Below are 16145 nucleotides of genomic sequence, written 5' to 3'. Positions count from 1 at the left end.
CATAGAAGTAAAAAGGAACTGATTGGATGACTATCGAAATCAAGGTACCGGATCTGCCGGAATCAGTGGCCGATGCCACTATCGCCACCTGGCACAAAAAACCGGGCGATCTGGTCGCCCGTGACGAAGTGCTGGTCGACATCGAGACCGACAAGGTGGTGCTGGAAGTGCCGGCACCGCAAGCCGGTGTGCTGGGGGATATTCTGCAAGGGGAAGGGGCGACCGTGTTGTCCCGTCAACTGATTGCCATCCTCACCGCCGCCCCGGTGGCCGGTGAAGAGACCAAAGAGAAACCCGCTGAAGCGGTTGCCGATGATGGTGCCGATGGCTTGAGCCCCTCGGTGCGCCGCCTGATTGGCGAGCACGACATCGACGTGACCAAGCTGACCGGTACCGGCAAGGGTGGTCGCATCACCAAGGATGATGTGGAAGCCTTCATCAAGGCCAAGAGCCAGCCTGCGGCAGCCGCACCGGTCGCAACTGCAGCCCCGGCAGTCAAGGTTGCCCCGCTGGGTGGTCGTACCGACAAGCGGGTACCGATGACCCGTCTGCGCAAGCGCATTGCCGAGCGTCTGCTGGAAGCGAAAAACACCACCGCCATGCTGACCACTTTCAACGAGGTCAACATGAAGCCCATCATGGATCTGCGCAAGCAGTACGGCGAGATCTTCGAGAAGAAGCACGGCATCAAGCTCGGCTTTATGTCCTTCTACGTGAAGGCGGTGGTGGAGTCCCTCAAGCGCTATCCGGAAGTGAACGCGGCGCTCGATGGCGATGACGTGGTTTACCACAACTACTTCGACGTCAGCATCGCCGTCTCCACCCCCCGTGGTCTGGTGACGCCGGTGCTGCGCGACTGCGACAACATGAGCCTGGCGGACATCGAGAAGGCCATCAAGGATCTGGCGGGCAAGGGCCGTGACGGCAAGCTGACCGTGGATGAACTGACTGGCGGCAACTTCACCATCACCAACGGTGGCGTGTTCGGCTCCCTGATGTCCACCCCGATCATCAACCCGCCCCAGAGCGCCATTCTGGGCATGCACAAGATCCAGGATCGCCCGATGGCCGTTGACGGCAAGGTCGAGATCCTGCCGATGATGTATCTGGCGCTCTCCTACGATCACCGTCTCATCGACGGACGCGAATCGGTAGGCTTCCTGGTCTCCGTCAAGGAGCTGCTGGAAGACCCGACCCGTCTGTTGCTGGACGTCTAAGCCTGTGGCACCCGGGCAAGGGGTTTGCGCCCCGAGCCGAATGTGCTGCTGGACGTTTGAGTAATACCCGAGCGATTGAAAGATAACGAGGGGCCGCCCAGGCCCCCATTCACAGGGGATTGAGAAACACCAGCCCCGGACGGAAATACCTACAACACGGATAGAGCATCTATGAATCTGCATGAATATCAGGCAAAACAGCTGTTTGCCGAGTATGGCCTGCCGGTCTCCGAAGGTTATGCCTGTGCTACCCCACAAGAAGCGGCCGAAGCGGCCGACAAGATTGGCGGCAATACCTGGGTCGTCAAATGCCAGGTACACGCCGGTGGCCGCGGTAAAGCGGGCGGCGTGAAAGTGGCCAAGAGCAAGGACGAGATCCGTGCCTTCGCCCAGAACTGGCTTGGCAAAAATCTGGTGACCTACCAGACCGATGCCAACGGCCAGCCGGTCACCAAGATCCTGGTGGAATCTTGCACCGACATCGCCAAAGAGCTCTACCTGGGCGCCGTGGTTGACCGTGGCTCTCGCCGCGTGGTTTTCATGGCCTCGACCGAAGGTGGCGTGGATATCGAGAAGATCGCCCACGAAACCCCCCATCTGATCCACAAGGCGGCCATCGATCCGTTGGTGGGTCCGCAGGCTTATCAGGCCCGCGAACTGGCCTTCAAACTGGGTCTGGTCGGCGATCAGATCAAACAGTTCACCAAGATCTTCATGGGGCTGGGCCAGATGTTCCTGGATTGCGATTTCGCGCTGCTGGAGATCAACCCGCTGGTGATCACCGCGCAGGGCAACCTGCACTGCCTGGATGGCAAGATCAACATCGACGCCAACGCACTGTATCGTCAGCCCAAGCTGCGCGAGATGCACGACCCGTCACAAGATGACCCCCGCGAAGCGCACGCTGCCCAGTGGGAGCTCAACTATGTGGCCCTCGATGGCAACATCGGCTGCATGGTCAACGGCGCGGGTCTGGCCATGGGCACCATGGACATCGTCAACCTGCACGGCGGCAAACCGGCCAACTTCCTTGACGTCGGCGGCGGCGCCACCAAGGAGCGCGTAACCGAGGCGTTCAAGATCATCCTCTCCGACAGCAACGTCAAAGCGGTGCTGGTCAACATCTTCGGCGGCATCGTGCGCTGCGACATGATCGCGGAAGGCATCATAGGTGCGGTCAAGGAAGTGGGGGTCAAGGTGCCCGTCGTGGTCCGTCTGGAAGGCAACAACGCCGAGCTGGGTGGTATCAAGCTGGCCGAGAGCGGCCTCAACATCATTGCGGCCAAGAGTCTGACCGATGCCGCGCAGCAAGTCGTCAAAGCAGCGGAGGCCAACTGATGAGCGTACTGATCAACAAGGACACCCGAGTCATCTGCCAGGGCTTTACCGGCGGTCAGGGTACTTTCCACTCCGAGCAGGCGCTCTCCTACGGCACCCAGCTGGTGGGCGGCGTCTCCCCAGGCAAGGGTGGCACCACCCATCTGGGCCTGCCGGTGTTCAACACCGTCCGTGACGCGGTCGAAGCGACCGGCGCTACTGCCTCCGTCATCTATGTTCCGGCTCCGTTTTGCAAGGATGCCATCCTGGAAGCGATCGACGCGGGCATCAAGCTGATTGTCACCATCACCGAAGGCATCCCGACGCTGGATATGCTGGACGTCAAAGTGAAGCTGCAAGAGACCGGCGTGCGGATGATCGGTCCCAACTGCCCGGGCGTGATCACTCCGGGTGAGTGCAAGATCGGCATCATGCCGGGCCACATTCACAAGCCGGGCAAGGTGGGCATCGTTTCCCGCTCCGGCACCCTGACCTACGAGGCGGTCAAGCAGACCACTGACGAGGGCTTTGGCCAGTCCACCTGCGTTGGTATCGGTGGCGACCCCATCCCGGGCTCCAACTTTATCGACATTCTGGAGATGTTCCAGAACGATCCGCAGACCGAAGCGATCGTGATGATCGGCGAGATCGGCGGCAACGCCGAGGAAGATGCTGCCGCCTATATCAAGGCCCACGTCACCAAGCCGGTGGTCTCCTATATCGCGGGTGTTACTGCCCCTCCCGGCAAGCGGATGGGCCACGCTGGCGCCATCATTTCCGGTGGCAAGGGTACTGCCGCCGAGAAGTTTGCCGCGCTGGAAGATGCTGGCGTGAAAACCGTCCGCTCCCTGGCCGATATCGGCAAGGCCCTGCGCGAAGTGACCGGCTGGTAATTTCTGTTAGCCCGTTATCTCTAATAAAAATGCCGCCCGATGGGCGGCATTTTATGATTCAAGTTCGTAATTGAACGTGTACGTCCAAATACGCTTCGCTATTCAAACCTACAACTGATATTAAGTAGTGACTGACAAGCGATGTATTAATGAATGATGAAAGGCTTATGGAGTTCAGAGTATAATAGGACTGAACAACTGATTTTTTAAAGGGGACGAATCTGTAATATGTGCATTAAAAAATGTGGATGCATTAAATTAGAGTATGTTTCAGGTTAAAGCTGTAAATGTCAAAGATAACAAATGTCGTGTGAAAGAAATGCCACACTCGAAGATTTAATCTTTTGTATTTGAATCTGGCGAGATTGTCACCTGAACACCAATAACTTGAGCAAGACCTGAGACCAAATTTTCTTTTGCACTGTTGAAGAAGCCATCTCGAGTTTCTGTTGACGCCGCCCAAAATAAAAACAAGACTAAGAGTGCAGTTGTAAAGAAGTTGCCAAATACACCTCCGACACCACCGTATATCAAGCCTTTTAAATTACACCATTGACGTTCTAAAAAACCTTCTGGTTCATGTTTGTTAATAAATAACCATAAGCGTTCCTTGAAATGCTCCTCAAGTTCCTCTTCTTTTTCCGCTGCAGCTTGACTTAGCAAGAGAGATACTGATCTTGTCGCCTCTTCTCGATACATTGAAAGTTTTGGTATTTCAGAGCAAACTACATGATTAGCAAGTTCTGAATCAGTCGGGCGTTTACCATTATTTTTTTCAAATTCACGAATAAACAGCTGCTTACTTTGCTTGTACAGACAATAAGCTAATAGCCCGATGATATCTTTGTTGTTATTAACAAGCCTTTCATAAACCACATTGTACTTCGGAGAGTTAGGCTCCTCTGAAGGGATATTTGTTGGAGTATTTGAATGGGGGGCCTGAGCTTTGCTAGAACGTGGTGACTTCTGTGCTCTATTATTTTTCATCTTACTCGACCACTTTCAGTTTTGTCTTTTCAAATCGAGCATTTATTGTGTCTGCATTTTCAGACTTGAAAAGCTGGATAGAAAAGGCACTCAGGCCTTTTTGATTGCTATACCGTGTAAGGACTTTAGAGGCAAAGTCATCATTTTTTTTAGTAAAACGACTCTGAATCATAGCAAATATTCTGCTCATACGCCCTCCTTTATTAGGGTCAAATATTATACACTTAATGTTGTATGACTTCAACAATACGTGTGTTTAGGATAGAGATATAACTCCAATGTTGAGAGGTTGTCACTGTTTACAAGAAATCATTATGCACGATGCCGCTATCTCTCTAAAGAAATAGGGAGTAGGGGTAAGCAATATGGAACATGCTTCCCCGTTATCGCCGGGCTATTTATCCGCCTTGCCCGCCGCATCGGCAAGTTTGGCAAGCTGTTTGTCATACCAGGCCACCGGGCGGTTCTCATCTTCCGCCCGCTCTTTGCGCCGGATGGCGTTGCGTACCGCCATGGCGCCCAGCCAGCGGAATGGCTCTGGCGGGAAGTAGCCGCGCGGGCCGCTGACCAATGCGCAGTCGCGCCACGGCTTGTCTTCCTCCCGCACCTCGTCCCTCACCAGGGCCGCCAGTACTTGACCGCCCATCCAGCTTTGTGCCACTCCGTTGCCAGAGTAGCCGAGGCCATAGACGATATTGGGCTGCCCTCGCCAGTGGCCGAAGAAGGGGAGGCCATCCACCGAGCGGTCGGAGGCGCCGCACCAGCTGGCGGCGATGGGCACCTCTTTGAGCGCCGGAAAGAAGCGGCGCAGGGTGCGGGTGAGGGGGGCAAGATAGCGGCTGGGGGCATCGAACTCGGCCAGATGGCGGTTGGCAAAGGCGAAGGTGTTGCCCCCCTTGCCCAGCATCAGCCGCCCTTGCGGGGTCGAGCGGTAGTAATGCACAAAGGTGCGGCCATCCACCACGGAGCGGCCGTGCTCAAGCTGCTGGGCGGCCAGTGCATCCGGTGCGGGGTCGGTAATCACCATATCGGAGGAGACCAGCACGATACTGCGGCGAAACTCGCGAAAGTGCTGCACCATGGCGCTGTTGAGGGCCAGCACCACCTTGCGGGCGCGCACCTCGCCCTGCGGTGTCTGCACCCGTGCAGGCTGGCCCGCCTCAAGGCGCTGCATGGGGGAGTGCTCATAAACCTCGACCCCCAGTTCCCGCGCCACCCGCAGCAGGCCGCGCACCAACAGCGCCGGTTGCACCGAACCGGCGTGAGGGCTGTAGAGTCCCTCCAGATGAACGTGGGAGCCGCTCTGGCTTGCCAGTTCACCCTCTTCAATCGCCTGCCACTGGTTAAGGTCGGCTCGCTTGAGTTCCTGCAATACCGGCTCCATCAGGCCACGCTGGGCCTCGCTGGTGGCGGTGTAGCAGGTGCCCTCGACCCTCAGCTCTGCCTCTATGTTGTGCGTTTCGCAGAAGTGGGCGATCTCGTGTACCGCCTGCTCGGATCTCTGTACCAGCCAGGCGGCCTGCTGCTCGCCAAACAGGCGCTTTAACGTCAGGTATTTGGCCGACCAGGTAAGCAGGCAGCCGCCGTTGCGCCCGGAGGCGCCGCTGCCGCAGCGATCTTTCTCCAGCACTATGACGTGCAGGTGGGGCTCGGCCTGTTTAAGGGCGATGGCGCTCCACAGCCCGGTAAAGCCGCCGCCGACGATGCAGACATCGGCCTCGTGGTGGCCGACTAGGGGCGTGGGCGGTGCGGGTTGTTCGGCGGCGAGCGCTTCGGCCAGCCAGAAGGGGAGAGTGGACATGATGACTCCTCGATAAGGTTATTGGTGGCGCCAGCGCTGGGTGCGATCCAGCAGGGCGCGACTTAAAAAGAGCTGGAGCAGCTTGACGGTGGCGGCGGCCAGCAGGATCAGGGTGGCCATGGCGGCGGCCGCGGCGGTATCGCCGGAATCCTCCATATTGAGCACGGCGATGGAGGCGAGCACGCTGTCGCTCGAATAGAGGAAGATCACCGCCGAGGTGGTGGTCATGGCGTTGACGAACAGGTAAATGAAGATCTCCAGCAGTGCGGGCAGGGAGGCGGGCAGGGTGACTCGCCAGAACGCCTTCCAGAGCGGAATGCGCAATGAGATGGCCACCAGTTCCAGCTCCTTGGGCAGTTGTTTCAGGCTGGTCAGCGCCGTCATATGACCCACCGTGTAGTAGTGAATGACGCAGGAGAGCACCATCAACGGCAGGGTGCCGTATAGGCCGCCAAAGAGCGGATTGCCGTTGAAAAAGAAGATGTAACCCAGCCCCAGCACCATGCCGGGCACCGCCAGCGACAGCATGGCGAGCAGATGCAGCAGCTGGCGCAGCGGCGCGAAGTGGCGTCCCTTCTCCTGCGCCCAGGCCAGCACCATCACCAGCACGGTGCCGATAAGCGCGGTATAGAGGCCCAACTGCAAGGTGTTGGTAAAGGGCTGCCAGCCATAGACGCTGTTGCTGTCAAAGGCGTAGTGATCCAGCGTCAGCCCGAGGTTGTAGGGCCAGAACTGCACCAGGGAGCCGTAAACGGCCATCCCCACCAGCGCCAGAAACAGCAGGGCCCAGAGCGTGCACCAGCCGAGCGCCAGCAGATCCCGCAGCCGATGGGGTTTGGGCTGATAGGGCACCGCCTTGGTGCTGCTCTGCTCCTGCATCTTGCTGCGCACTCTGTGCTCCAGCGCAAAGCTCAACAGTGCCGGCAGCAGCAGGGTGACGCTGGCAACGGCGCCGAGGGAGAAGTTCTGCATCCCGATCACCTGCCGGTAGATATCGGTGGCCAGCACGCTGTACTGGCCGCCAATCACCTTGGCCACCCCGAAGTCGCAGATGGTGAGGGTGAAGACCGCGATGGCGGCGCTGAGCAGGCCATAACGGGCGGTAGGCAGGGTGACGGTGACAAAGGTGCGCCAGCCGCTGCTGCCGAGCACCCGTGAGGCTTCATAGAGGCGGGCATCGCTCTGACCCAGCGCCGTGATAAGGATCATCAGGGCGTGGGGGAAGCACCAGAAGCCCAGACCAATGACGATGCCGATGGGGCCGTAGATGCTCTCGCCGCCGAGCAGCCCCTTGGCGATCCCCTGATTGCCAAACCAGTAGACCAGACTGATGGCGGGCAACAGGGAGGGCATCAGGAGCGGGATCAAACCGATGAGGCGAAACAGGCTCTTGCCCGGCATACAGGTGCGGGTGAGGGCGTAGGCGTAGCCAAAGGCGATGGTCACAACCAGCGCAGTGATCAGCACCCCGAGCCAGAGGGTGTTGCCGATGGTGCGCCCCAGATGAGGGGAGTCGAAGTAGGCGCTGAAGTTGGCAAGGCCCACCCAGAGGCCGTTCTCATCCTGCAGACTTTTTTGCAGCATGGTGAGCAGTGGCAGCAGCAGACCGCCGGTGAGCAGGGCGATGCCGAGCGCAAGCAGGAACAGTTGCAGCAGCTGATCTCGGCTCCAGCCGCGACAGAGCCGCTGCCAGCGAGAGACTTGGCGGGCTGTCACTGGTGGCAGCAGGGAGGAGGTCGCAAAGGGGGCAGTCATGGGCGCTCTCCTTCAAACAGCTGCATCGCCCCGGCAGGCCAGTGCAGCGAGCAGCGCATGCCGCTGCGCCAGCCACCCTGTTCGTGGCGGGGCAGCTCGTGGGTCGGGCGCTCCACCAGAATTTGCTGCGGGCCCAGATAGGTGTCGGCGGTGCAGATAAGGCGCTGGGCGGCGCCGAGAAACTCCACCTGATCGATGGTTGCTTCAATGCCATGTTGGCCAAGATGCGGCTCGCTCGGCGCACTCAGGGTGATCGCCTCGGGGCGGATCGCCACCTGCAATTTGCTGCCGGCAGCGGCCTGGTTGGCAAGTGTCAGCGGTTGTTCGTTGAGGCGCACCTGAGTGGGGCTCAGCACCAGCGTCTCGAGGAAGTTCATGGTGCCGACGAAGCTTGCCACGAAGCGGCTGGCAGGCTGGTGGTAGATCTCCTGCGGGGTGCCCACCTGTACGATGCGGCCGCCCTCCATCACCACGATGCGGTCGGCCATGGTCAGCGCCTCTTCCTGATCGTGGGTCACCATGATGGTGGTGATGCCAAGGCGCTGCTGCAGGGCGCGGATCTCGCTGCGAAGATGGGTGCGCACCAGCGCATCCAGCGCGCTGAGCGGTTCGTCCAGCAACAACAGTCCGGGGGAGAGGGCTAGCGCCCGGGCCAGCGCCACCCGCTGCTGCTGGCCGCCGGAGATCTGGCTCGGGTATTTGTGGGACTGGGCAGTGAGATCCACCAGCCCCAGCCAGTGATCCACCCGCTCCTTGATGAGATCTCGCGCCAGCCCCTGATTCTCAAGGCCGAAGGCGATGTTCTGGGCCACCGTCAGGTTGGGGAAGAGGGCATAGGACTGAAACACGATGCCAAAATCGCGCTCCTGGGGCGGCAGGCGGGAGATATTGCGCCCTCCTTGCCAGATCTCGCCGTTGTCCGGCAGATCCAGCCCGGCGATGGCTCTGAGCAGGGTGGTTTTGCCGCAGCCGGAGGGGCCGAGAAAGCAGATAAACTCCCCCGGCTCAATGGTCAGAGAGATCCCTTTCAGGGCCTGAAAAGCACCGAACTGCTTGTTGAGATGTTGAATGTCCAGATAGGGCTGGGTCATGGTTCGACTCGCTACTGATTTGGTATATACCAGTTTGCGGGTGAAGTGTGACGGTCAGGTGATCGGGGGATGACAGCTTGATGACAGTCAAATGAGATCGGGTCGCCAGCAAGTGATTGGGCACTGTGCGAATGGACTAAGCATCGCTAATTGAAGGCAATGCAAACTCGGGAAGTTAAAACCAAAAAGCGAAGGCCAACAGCTGTTGGCCTTCGACTGGCAGTTTATTGGTGGCTGTGTGTCTGGCGTGAACAAACCGCCGCCCTTCACGCTTACTGTTTTGCTTCGGTCTTGCCGTCGAAGCTGGCGCTCCACTGGGCCAGGATGGCGTTGCGCTCGCGGGCAGCCCAGCTAAAGTCGTTGTCGATCATCTGGCCTTTGATATCCGCCGGATAGCCCGCTCTCGGTTGGGCCACATCCGGGATGGCAACCACGGCGAACGACTTGTTGTAGAGGGCGTTGGCCTGTTCGGTGGCGGCAAAGTCGAGCAGCTGTTTGGCGGCTTCCAGCTGGGGGGTGCCCTTGATGATGGCGGCGGCTTCCATATCCCAGCCCGACCCCTCTTTCGGGAACACCACCTCGATGGGGGCCCCCTTGGCCTTGAGGCTGGTAGCCGGGAAGTCGAAGGAGATACCGATCACCGTTTCACCGCTGGCGGCCAGCTTGCAGGGGGCGGAGCCCGAGTGGGTGTAACGGTCGATGTTCTGGTGAAGGCCGTTCATAAATTGCCAGCCCTGCTGCTCGCCCATGGTCTGCAGCCAGCCCGCAACGCTCAGGTAACCGGTGCCGGAGGAGCTGGGGTTGGGCATGATCACCTTGCCCTTGTAGATGGGCTTGGTGAGGTCGGCCCAGCTGGTGGGCGCCGGGATCCCCTGTTTTTCCGCCTCTACCTTGTTGAAGCAGATGGCGCTGAAGAAGGCGTCCAGACCGATCCAGTGCGGCTCGGCCTTGCTGTCGCGAAAGCGGCTGTCGAGCTTCTCCAGCCCTTTCGGTGCATAGGCATTGAGCATCTGCTGCTGGTCGAGCTGCATCAGGCTGGTGGCGGCCAGTCCCCACACCACATCCGCCTTGGGCTGCGCTTTTTCTGCCAGCAAGCGGGCGGTGACCACGCCGGTGGAGTCACGCACCCACTTGATGTTGATATCCGGATGCTGGCGTTCGAACGCGGTTTTCAGCTCGTTGAGCTGCTCCGGTTCGAAGGCGGTGTAGACGGTGAGATCGGTCGCGGCCAGTGCCGGGGCGGTCATGGCAGCCAGCACGGCGGCGGCCAGCAGATGGGTTCCCTGTTTCATCCTCTTCTCCAGTTAAATTGGTTTGGTATAAACCAGATTGGTCGAGAGAGAGGCTAGGGGATCTTTATGACGTGACCGTGACAGCCCCGTGACGTTTTGCCGTTCCTGATTTGTCCGTGACTAATCCTGGGTATCCACTTCGATCTCCAGACTGTCGTGACGCCAGTACTCCAGATCGAAGTCGAGCACCCGGCCGTGCTGATCGAAGTTGAGCCGCTCGAGGCGCAGGGCGGGCAGTCCGGCGGTGGCCCCCAGCGCCTTGGCCACCTCGTCCGGCAGGGCGGTGGGGAAGAAACGTACCTGCATGCGGGCGTAGTGGAGATCGTAATGGGCCTGGTAGATCTCGGTCAGGCTGCCGTTGAGATCCAGCGCCAGCAGTCCGGGTACCCGCTCTGGCAGGCAGTGGTTCTCGCAGTAGCAGATGGCGCGCCCGTTGGCGTAGCGCAGCCGTTTTAGCAGAAACAGGCTGTCGAACGGCTTGAGCTGCAGTTGCGCCATCAATGCGGGCGGCACTGCTTGGCGGCTTTTCTCCAGCAGCTCGGTGCGCGGCTCACCCCCTTGCTCCCGCACTATCTGGTGAAAGTTGGAGGTGCGTCTGGGGTTCAAGCGAAAGCGTGGCGGGGTGACGAACCAGCCGCGGCGATCCTCCCGATAGATAAGGCCGTTGGCCTCCAGCTGAACCAGTGCCTCGCGAATGGTAACCCGGGTGGTGCCATAGAGTTCCCCCAGCAGCCGCTCGGAGGGGAGCTTGTCGTTGGGGGCCAGCCCCCCCGCCAGGATCTGGTTGGCGAGGGCATCCTTGATCTGCAGATATTGCGGTTTGCTCATGAAAATCCCTGGTTTTGCAATAAGTTGTGCAATGAGTTTGGCAATCGGCTGGGCACAGGACAGGTCATTTGCGCGGTCGTTAAACGGCGACATCAACATGCGTTGGTAGATACCAGCATCGCCCCTGCTGTTCAGGCTTCCTAGATTATCGCGATCCCGGCGTTGAAAATGAATTTTTTGTTGCACGTAGCCCCACCCCTTTGACCTTGGCGGGACAGTTACCCACAATGCGCTCATTCTGGTATATACCAAAAGGAGCGAAGTCATGACCCATATTCCCGCGGCCCCTGCCGCCGTCGATTACCTGCTGCTGACCCCGGGCCCCCTCTCGACCACCGCCACGGTGCGCGCCGCCATGCTGCAAGACAGCTGTACCTGGGATGCGGACTACAACCAGGGCGTGGTGGAGCCCATCCGCCGCGAGTTGGTGCGTCTGGCAACTGGCCCTGAATATCAAAGTGACTACAGCGCCGTGCTGCTGCAGGGGAGTGGCAGCTATGTGGTGGAGAGTGTGCTGGGCTCGGCGATCGGCGTCGATGAGTGTCTGCTGATCATCAACAACGGCGCCTACGGTGCTCGCATGGGGGAGATGGCCCGCTGCCTTAGCCTGCGCCACCATGAGCTGGACTGCGGCGAGACCACCCGCCCGGAACCCGACGCCATCGAGGCGATGCTGGCGCGCCACCCCGAGATCACCCATCTGGCCATGGTGCATTGCGAGACCACCACCGGCATGCTCAACCCCCTTGAGGAGGTGGCTGCGCTCTGCCAGCGCCGCGGCATTCGCCTGATCGTCGATGCCATGAGCAGCTTTGGCGGCATCCCCATCGACATGGGGCGACTTGGCATCGAGTTTCTCATCAGCTCGGCCAACAAGTGCATTCAGGGGGTGCCGGGTTTTGGCTTTGTCATCGCTCGCCGCGCCGCGCTGGCGGCCTGCGCCGGTCGTGCTCGCTCGGTCTCCCTCGACCTGCACGCCCAGTGGCAGACCATGGAGCAGCAGGGGGGCAAGTGGCGCTTTACCTCGCCCACCCATACCGTGCTCGCCTTTGCCCAGGCCCTGCGCGAGCTGGATGAGGAGGGGGGCATTGCCGCCCGCCATCAGCGTTACAGTGAAAATCAGCGCACGCTGGTGGCGGGGATGGCGGCGCTCGGCTTTGCGCCGCTGCTGCCAGAAAAATGGCAATCCCCCATCATCACCGCCTTCTACTCTCCGGCCCACCCTGACTACCGCTTCGCCGACTTCTACCAGCGGCTCAAGGCACAGGGTTTTGTTATCTACCCGGGCAAGGTCTCACAAGCCGATTGCTTCCGTATCGGCAATATCGGCGATGTGACCCCGGAGCGGGTGCGCGCTCTGCTCGCCGCCATGGCCAGCGCCTGCTACTGGCAAGGGGACGCGCGATGACCAGCATGCTGGCTCAGGGTCGTGATCTGCGTGGCCGCGATTTGCATGACCATAAGCTGCACGGCAGCGGCCGCGCCGATAGCGAAGGGGATATCAACCTTGGCGAGGGGCGGGCGCGTTGGTGGGCTGACCAGAGCGAGGCGGTGCAGGCGGGATTGGCGGAGGATAGCCGCTACTTTCTCCATCAGGCACTCTCCACCCCCTGTCTCGATCTGCTTGAGGGGGCGCAGGGGAGCTGGTTGACCAGTGTATCGGGCGCGCGTTACCTCGATTTTCACGGCAACAGCGTTCATCAGCTGGGTCACGGTCACCCCAGGGTGGTGGCCGCGGTGCAGCAGCAACTCGCCGATCTGCCGTTTGCGCCCCGCCGCTACACCCATCAGGTTGCCATCGACTGCGCCCGCACTCTGGCCGAACTGGCTCCCAGCGATCTCAACCGGGTGCTGTTCGCCCCCGGCGGCAGCGAGGTGGTGGGGATTGCCCTGAAGCTCGCCCGTTTAATCACCGGCAACAGCAAGGTGGTATCCCTGTGGGATGCCTTTCACGGCGCCTCCCTCGATGCCATCTCGGTCGGCGGTGAGGCCTGTTTTCGCGCCGGTATGGGCCCCTTGATGGCCGGAGTGGAGCGCATCCCGCCGCCCACCCGTTATCGCGGCGTCTGGTATCGCGGGGAGGGGGATGACCTGCACTACGCCGATTATCTGGAGTACGTCATCGAGAAGGAGGGAGGGATCGGCGCCTTTATCGCCGAACCTATCCGCAACACCGATGTGCAGGTGCCCTCGAAGGCCTACTGGCAGCGGGTGCGGGAGATCTGCGATCGCCACAAGGTGCTGTTGATCGTCGACGAGATCCCCAATGCCCTGGGGCGCACCGGCCACTGGTTCAGCTTTGAAGAGTTCGGCATCGAGCCCGACATCATCTGCTTGGGCAAGGGGTTGGGGGGCGGGGTGGTGCCGTTTGCGGCGCTCATTACCCGCGACCGGTTCAATCAGGCAGCAGCTATTTCACTCGGTCACTACACCCACGAGAAGAGCCCTATCGGCTGCGCGGCGGCGCTCGCTACCATCAGTACCATCCGCGAAGAGGGGTTGCTGGCAAAAGCGCAGGAGGATGGCCGTTTTATGGCGGCCGAGCTCGGCAAGTTGGCCGAACGTCACCCGCTGATCGGGCAGGTGCGCGGTATCGGTATGCTTTGGGCGCTCGATCTGGTGGTCGATCACCAGAGTCGTGCCCGCAATAGCCAGGCCGCCGAACGGCTGCTCTACCGCTGTCTGGAGCTGGGGCTCAGCTTCAAGGTTTCCCAGGGCAACGTTATCCAGCTCTCGCCACCGCTCAATATCGCCCGCGCCGATCTGGTGCGCGCCATTTCCATTCTCGATCGCGCATTGGGCGAGATCGCACTTTCACCGAAACAGGAACACCACTATGACTGACTTGCAGATTGCTGTAGACCCGATCACCGACGTAGAGGCGCTGATCCTCGACTGGGCCGGTACCGTCGTCGATTTCGGCTCCTTCGCCCCCACCTCCATCTTCGTCGAGGCCTTCGCCCGCGCCTATGACTTTCCCGTGACCCTGGACGAAGCACGCCAGCCCATGGGCCTTGGCAAGTGGGATCATATCGCCGCGCTGGGCCGTCTGCCTTCGGTGGATGCGCGCTGGCAGGCTCGCTTTGGCCACTCCATGAGCCACGCCGAGGTGGACCACCTTTATCACACCTTTATGCCGCTGCAGATTGCCGCCGTGACCCGCTTTGCCGCCCCCATCCCCGGTGTGCTGCCGGTGCTGGACGCTCTGCGGGTGCAGGGGATGAAAATCGGCTCCTGCTCCGGTTATCCTCGTCCGGTGATGGAGGCGCTGGTACCTGCGGCGTCCGATCACGGCTATCGCCCGGATCACTGGGTCGCCACCGACGATCTCAAGGCTGGTGGTCGCCCCGGCCCCTGGATGGCGCTGGCCAACGTGATTGAGCTGGGAATAAGCGCCGTGCATCGCTGCATCAAGGTGGATGACGCCGTGCCGGGTATCAGCGAAGGGTTGAACGCGGGCATGTGGACGGTGGGGCTGTCGGTTTCCGGCAACGAATTTGGTGCCACTTGGGACGAGTTTGCCGCCATGAGTGAGGCTGAGATCGCCGCCCGGCGCGCACCGGCCGAGGCCAAACTGCGGGCGGCGGGGGCACACTATGTGATTGATACCCTGGCCGACATCGCCCCGGTTATCGCCGATATCAACCGTCGTCTGGCCGCTGGCGAGCGGCCGTAGGCCATCGGTGGGGTCTAACAAAAGCGCTTGGCTGGCTTTAGATATAACACGCCCCCATCCGGGGGCGTGTTGCATTTACAGGGGGAAGCCGTGCGCGGTCAGCGGATATCGACCCGCATCAGGGGATAGGGGGCGTTGTCGACAAAATGGTGCCAGATATGGTCGTAGAGCGCCTTCTGGCCGGGGAAACTCACCAGCGCTTTTGCTTCGGCCAGGGAATACCAGCGATAGTCTGTGTGCTCGTCGTTGAGGGTCACTGCCTGATTGGCCGGGCAATAGACCACAAAGACCGGCACCACCTCCACCGTATTCAAGCTCGCCTCGTAGAACTGCTCCAGATACTGGCCGTTGTAGAGTTCGGTGACCCGGATCCCCGTCTCTTCAGCAAACTCCCGAATAATGGTCTGCCAGCCGGTTTCACCCGCCTCCACCGTGCCCGCCACATGGCACCAGAAGCCCCCCTTGACCCGTTTCATCACCAGCAATTTTGTTTCGCCATCGACAGTGGTAAGGGCAACGCCGGAGACGGCCTTGCAGCGAATGGGGATCATGATCTTCTCTCCGGATTTGGGCTCTGTGATAGCCACGAACAGTGTGAAGGCGTGTTAATTAAAATACGCTTCGGCGGGCAGGCCCATGACCTCTATTTCATTCAGTCCATTTTTGGCCAGATAGTTGGCCACCAGATTGAACCCCACCCAGTAACCGGCATATTTGGGAAATGGCCGGTTATCACGGCAGTAGAAAAAGTCTAAATAGTTGAACTGCTTGCTGGAGAGATTGGGTGTCATCTCTGCCAGGAGCGATTGCCAGTCATGATGATGAGACTCCTTGAACAGCGAGGGGAGTGTGCCGCCATTGAACCTCTGCTCAAAGTAGCAGGCCAGCCCTTCAAAAATCAGGGTTTCGGACAGTGTTTCTGCTTCCACCTTGTTCTTCTTTTGCACGATATGGTGGACTTCGTGGGCCAGCACGGCAGGCAATTCGGTGATGATCACCTCTTTGATATCAGGCCGTTCCAGATCAAGCTGGAGTTCTATTCGATACATGTTGATGGCCCAGCCACCGATACCCGAATCGGGAGCATCCCCCTCGGCAAAAGGGCTGAAGGTGACATCCAGTTGGGAGAGATCGAACAAGGCATTCAATTTGTGCGCCGTCTCGGCAAAAACGTGCCTAATGGTGTCATCGAGCCCATCGAATTTGCCCGAGTCGTTTAACAGGGTGAGTTGCATCCAGACATCCTTGTCTATTGAAAGAGAGTGCTGAACCACTTACGTGGTCGCGG

General features: G+C 59.9%; 15 protein-coding genes. 6 read left to right on the top strand and 9 right to left on the bottom strand.

Annotated elements, in window-relative coordinates; translation table 11 throughout:
* The first annotated feature begins 26 nt into the window (after nucleotides 1-26).
* The 3 genes from odhB (at nucleotide 27) to sucD (ending at nucleotide 3427) form a co-directional block, all read left to right on the top strand.
* A complete protein-coding gene (gene odhB, locus ACTG2S_RS13015; protein ID WP_267529738.1) occupies nucleotides 27-1217 on the top strand; it encodes a 2-oxoglutarate dehydrogenase complex dihydrolipoyllysine-residue succinyltransferase in 1191 nt (396 codons plus the stop codon).
* A gap of 171 nt (nucleotides 1218-1388) precedes the next feature.
* A complete protein-coding gene (gene sucC, locus ACTG2S_RS13010) occupies nucleotides 1389-2555 on the top strand; it encodes an ADP-forming succinate--CoA ligase subunit beta (protein WP_005361097.1) in 1167 nt (388 codons plus the stop codon).
* Entirely contained in the window at nucleotides 2555-3427 is an 873-nt protein-coding gene (gene sucD, locus ACTG2S_RS13005; RefSeq protein WP_005333542.1) for a succinate--CoA ligase subunit alpha, read from the top strand. Before sucC ends, sucD begins: the two co-directional genes overlap by 1 nt.
* A 336-nt stretch (nucleotides 3428-3763) precedes the next feature.
* Here sucD and ACTG2S_RS13000 read toward each other — a convergent pair whose 3' ends face one another.
* The 7 genes from ACTG2S_RS13000 to phnR form a co-directional block, all read right to left on the bottom strand.
* Complete coding sequence (locus tag ACTG2S_RS13000; RefSeq protein WP_274160482.1) at nucleotides 3764-4414, bottom strand: hypothetical protein; 651 nt, start codon at nucleotides 4412-4414, stop codon at nucleotides 3764-3766.
* A 1-nt stretch (nucleotide 4415) separates the two neighbouring features.
* Nucleotides 4416-4604 carry a hypothetical protein gene (locus ACTG2S_RS12995; protein WP_274160481.1) on the bottom strand — a complete coding sequence of 63 codons (189 nt, stop codon included), beginning with the start codon at nucleotides 4602-4604 and terminating at the stop codon, nucleotides 4416-4418.
* Between the two features lie 204 nt (nucleotides 4605-4808).
* Nucleotides 4809-6215: an FAD-dependent oxidoreductase gene (locus ACTG2S_RS12990; RefSeq protein ID WP_274160480.1), complete on the bottom strand. Its 1407-nt coding sequence runs from the start codon at nucleotides 6213-6215 to the stop codon at nucleotides 4809-4811.
* Nucleotides 6216-6233: 18 nt separating this feature from the next.
* Nucleotides 6234-7970, bottom strand: a complete 1737-nt coding sequence (locus tag ACTG2S_RS12985; protein WP_274160479.1) for a putative 2-aminoethylphosphonate ABC transporter permease subunit — start codon at nucleotides 7968-7970, stop codon at nucleotides 6234-6236.
* The gene (locus ACTG2S_RS12980; RefSeq protein WP_274160478.1) at nucleotides 7967-9061 is read right to left on the bottom strand and encodes a putative 2-aminoethylphosphonate ABC transporter ATP-binding protein; all 1095 of its coding nucleotides are present in this window, start codon (nucleotides 9059-9061) and stop codon (nucleotides 7967-7969) included. Before ACTG2S_RS12980 ends, ACTG2S_RS12985 begins: the two co-directional genes overlap by 4 nt.
* A 272-nt stretch (nucleotides 9062-9333) precedes the next feature.
* Nucleotides 9334-10353, bottom strand: coding sequence for a putative 2-aminoethylphosphonate ABC transporter substrate-binding protein (locus ACTG2S_RS12975; protein WP_103251164.1), 1020 nt, complete (start codon nucleotides 10351-10353; stop codon nucleotides 9334-9336).
* Nucleotides 10354-10473: 120 nt separating this feature from the next.
* A complete protein-coding gene (gene phnR / locus ACTG2S_RS12970; RefSeq protein ID WP_021231304.1) occupies nucleotides 10474-11181 on the bottom strand; it encodes a phosphonate utilization transcriptional regulator PhnR in 708 nt (235 codons plus the stop codon).
* A gap of 265 nt (nucleotides 11182-11446) precedes the next feature.
* Here phnR and phnW point away from each other — a divergent pair, with 265 nt between their 5' ends.
* Genes phnW through phnX form a run of 3 tightly spaced genes read left to right on the top strand, consistent with a single transcriptional unit; the run spans nucleotide 11447 to nucleotide 14857 of the window.
* Nucleotides 11447-12589 carry a 2-aminoethylphosphonate--pyruvate transaminase gene (phnW, locus tag ACTG2S_RS12965; protein WP_439982602.1) on the top strand — a complete coding sequence of 381 codons (1143 nt, stop codon included), beginning with the start codon at nucleotides 11447-11449 and terminating at the stop codon, nucleotides 12587-12589.
* On the top strand, nucleotides 12586-14025 hold the full coding sequence (locus ACTG2S_RS12960; protein WP_439982601.1) for an aspartate aminotransferase family protein: 1440 nt from the start codon (nucleotides 12586-12588) through the stop codon (nucleotides 14023-14025). The genes phnW and ACTG2S_RS12960 overlap by 4 nt, the downstream gene beginning before the upstream one ends.
* On the top strand, nucleotides 14018-14857 hold the full coding sequence (gene phnX / locus ACTG2S_RS12955) for a phosphonoacetaldehyde hydrolase (protein ID WP_274160475.1): 840 nt from the start codon (nucleotides 14018-14020) through the stop codon (nucleotides 14855-14857). Before ACTG2S_RS12960 ends, phnX begins: the two co-directional genes overlap by 8 nt.
* Nucleotides 14858-14955: 98 nt before the next feature.
* Here the strand turns inward: phnX and ACTG2S_RS12950 are convergent, their stop codons facing one another.
* The gene (locus ACTG2S_RS12950; protein ID WP_274160474.1) at nucleotides 14956-15408 is read right to left on the bottom strand and encodes an NUDIX hydrolase; all 453 of its coding nucleotides are present in this window, start codon (nucleotides 15406-15408) and stop codon (nucleotides 14956-14958) included.
* Between the two features lie 54 nt (nucleotides 15409-15462).
* Nucleotides 15463-16092, bottom strand: a complete 630-nt coding sequence (locus tag ACTG2S_RS12945) for a DUF2268 domain-containing putative Zn-dependent protease (protein WP_274160473.1) — start codon at nucleotides 16090-16092, stop codon at nucleotides 15463-15465.
* Between the last annotated feature and the right edge of the window lie 53 nt (nucleotides 16093-16145).

This window comes from Aeromonas sp. 82P, assembly GCF_051919365.1.
GTDB classification, from domain to species: domain Bacteria; phylum Pseudomonadota; class Gammaproteobacteria; order Enterobacterales; family Aeromonadaceae; genus Aeromonas; species Aeromonas veronii.
Note: the sequence above shows the minus strand (reverse complement) of the source record. Positions and strands in the feature narration are given on the sequence as shown.